3 protein-coding genes are annotated in these 3,126 nt (G+C 32.3%); all 3 read left to right on the forward strand.

Annotation, left to right across the window (positions count from 1 at the left end; translation table 11 throughout):
* Positions 1-746 precede the first annotated feature (746 nt).
* The 3 genes from ltrA (at position 747) to HALSAC_RS17700 (ending at position 2,955) form a co-directional block, all read left to right on the forward strand.
* Positions 747-2,003, forward strand: coding sequence for a group II intron reverse transcriptase/maturase (ltrA, locus tag HALSAC_RS0111730; protein WP_245579472.1), 1,257 nt, complete (start codon positions 747-749; stop codon positions 2,001-2,003).
* A gap of 200 nt (positions 2,004-2,203) precedes the next feature.
* Entirely contained in the window at positions 2,204-2,689 is a 486-nt protein-coding gene (locus HALSAC_RS0111735) for an HXXEE domain-containing protein (RefSeq protein WP_027340412.1), read from the forward strand.
* Positions 2,690-2,823: 134 nt separating this feature from the next.
* Positions 2,824-2,955, forward strand: coding sequence for a hypothetical protein (locus tag HALSAC_RS17700; RefSeq protein WP_281172358.1), 132 nt, complete (start codon positions 2,824-2,826; stop codon positions 2,953-2,955).
* Positions 2,956-3,126: the final 171 nt, after the last annotated feature.

Below are 3,126 nucleotides of genomic sequence, written 5' to 3' on the forward strand. Positions count from 1 at the left end.
AGGCTAGTTTTAGAGAGCTTGAGCTGTATGACGGGAAACTGTCACGTACAGTTCTGATGGGGGAAAGGGTCGCGAGATCCCCGACCTACCAGATAGCGAAGCTGGACATATCCAATGGGTGAAAGTCCCATCAAGGTAAAAGCCGAAGCCTTGTAGCACGAATGGCAATGTGGAGAGAAATCAAAATGTTGAAGTCCATTGACAAAGGTATCTAAAGGATACCGAGCAAATATGCAGACCGTAACACCAGTGAACGCATAGTAGCTTCGAAAGGGGTAAAATCTGATGGTCGAGCTTTTAGCGTCTGGGCGAAGACAGAATGTATAGGTGAAAATGGCTGACACACCTATTCACATCAGCGGAGTATTAGCGATGGTATGCATATAAGGATATGTTCGGAACTGGAGAAGCCCTCCTTCTTCCTGTGAGAAATCACTTGAGAACTGAAGGTTCTATAATCGAGATCCGAGAAATGAACTGGAAAAGAAGAGGGTGGCGGATGGGTTTGTAGTAGCTAAAATTGTGAAGACAACAAAACTTCATATAGCGAAGAGACCCTACTATTAATAAATTCTCCGACACTAGAGGAGGTAAGGATGAAATGATAAAATAAAACTTAGTTTCAGAGTGGATTTCTCTGAAAGTTAGTTGAATTTATCAAGAAGCCTTACTACAACTTAACTTTATTTAAGGGAGTTTTAGTTGTAGTTGGTTGTCGGGCAAAAGCATCCATCAATTTACAAGACTTGAGAAGGAGAATATATCTTAAATCTAAAAGGGAAGAATCCCATAAATTTTGGGGTTTATATGTTCATATATTTAAAATCGAAACATTGGCAGAAGCTTATACAATAGCAAGAAAGAAGAATGGATCTGAGGGTATAGATGGTATAACCTTTCAAGATATAGAAGAGAGGGGTGTATCAAAGTACCTAAAAGAGATAAGAGAAGAGTTAATAAATAGAACATATAGACCACAAAGAAATAGAAGACAAGAAATACCTAAAGGAAATGGAAAGGTAAGAATCTTAGGTATACCAACCATAAAGGACAGAATAGTGCAAGGAGCATTAAAATTAATCCTAGAGCCAGTATTTGAAGCAGATTTTCAAGAAGGTTCATATGGATATAGACCTAAGCGAACAGCTCATCAAGCAGTAAAGAAGGTAGAGAAAGCAATAATAAGTGGTAAGAGAAAGATAATAGACCTCGATTTATCAAACTACTTTGACACAGTAAAGCACCATATATTATTAAGTAAAATAGCCCAAAGGGTAGTTGATAAAGAGATACTGCACTTGATAAAGTTAATATTAAAAGCTAGTGGAAAAGAAGGAGTGCCACAAGGAGGAGTAATATCACCACTATTTGCTAATCTATACCTAAATGAAATAGACAAAATGCTTGAGAAAGCAAAAGAAGTAACGAAAAGTAAAGGTAAATATACAGAGATAGAGTATGCTCGCTTTGCAGATGATATCATTATAGCAGTATCAAGTCATCCAAGTATGAATTGGTTACTTCCAAAAGTAATAATGAGATTAAAAGAAGAACTAAAGAAGATAAAAGTTAAAATCAACAAAGAAAAGACTAAGGTAGTAAACTTAGAAAAAGGGGAAGCAATTAATTTTCTTGGGTTCAAAATGAAAAGAAGGCGAACCTTTAAGGGAAAATGGAGTGTATTAACAATACCTCAGAGTAAAAAGAGAACTCAATTATTAGAGAAGATAAAAAGAGTAATAAAAGAGCATAGAAGGACAGGCATATTTGAGATGATGATATCAGATTTAAACAGAATATTAAGAGGTTGGGTAAACTACTTTTCAATAGGAAATTCACAGAATTTCTTTTCTTATATTAGAGATTATGTAGAAAAGAAAGTAAGAAGGTATCTGATGAAGCAAAGAGGCAAGAAGGTATATGGCTGGAATAGATGGAGTAGCGATTGTTTATATAATGAGATAGGTTTATTTGATAATTACAAACTAGTCCAAATGCCATAGCGAAAGTTAAAACAGCTTAAACTTATAGGATTTAAGAAGAAGTTAATAGGAAAGCCGTGTACGGGAGAACCGTATGCACGGTTTGATGAGGCGGGGTTTGGGAATTTAGTTAAAGCACCAGACTTCGACCCTACATCCGACATTCTAGACTTAGTTTATTATTTTATTTAAATCAAATTAATATTGGAGGGATAAATATTATGAGGATATCATTAAGTTTTCTATTTTGGGGTTATGCAATAGCTTATAGTATTCATATTGTAGAAGAATCTAGTCTTGCTGGTGGCTTTGTTAATATGGTGAAAGAGAATATTTGGGCAGATTATGATATGAAAAATTTTTTTTGGTTTAATACTTTTCTTTATTTAACGAACATAACAGGGATAATATTATATGATGTATATGGTGGAAGTTGGATTGTTTTTCCTTTAAGTTTGGCTTGGATGTTTGTTACGAATGGAATTTGGCATTTAATTGGAAGCATAATTACTAAAAAATATTCTCCTGGGCTAGTTACAAGTCCAATTTACTGGATATTGATGTACATGATTATTAGGTATAATAAAGTAAATGCCATTATATCAAATTCACAAATGATTATATCTTTTATTTTTGGTTTATCTATTACTATATTAATGATAGGTAGTTTATTTGTAGCGAAAAAATTATTTGCTACTAAAGATTAAAATCTATTAATTTGATTATTTTTATTTAAAAAGAATAATAAAGACAGATGAAAGGATTAAAATTAAATGAGAAAACAAGTGTAGATTTATTAATTTTTTTAATGCTTTTTTGGTTCTTTTTATGAGTTTATTTTTTGAAACTAATGGGTTTTTTTAGAAGATATCGTTATAGATATGGTATTACTGGTTTGGTTAGAAAGAGAACGATTATTAGAGGTAATCCAGTATTAGAAGGTAAGTTGCTATTATTGTATCAGTTATTATAATAATATTAGGTATAAGTATTTTTTCTTATTTATTTAGATAAATTTTATCAAATTTAGAAACACGAAATCTAATAAAATAATTAGAATAATAGAATTAAATTAAAATGAGAATCTTATATGGTACTTCTAAATTAAAACGACGTCTAGAACGATCGGATAACATAGGCTTGA

This window comes from Halonatronum saccharophilum DSM 13868 (genome assembly GCF_000517025.1).
GTDB lineage: Bacteria > Bacillota > Halanaerobiia > Halobacteroidales > Halobacteroidaceae > Halonatronum > Halonatronum saccharophilum.

Excerpts from the sequence above, each read along its gene's own strand:
- HALSAC_RS0111735 (WP_027340412.1), top strand. The coding sequence starts at position 2,204 with ATGAGGATATCATTAAGTTTTCTATTTTGGGGTTATGCAATAGCTTAT.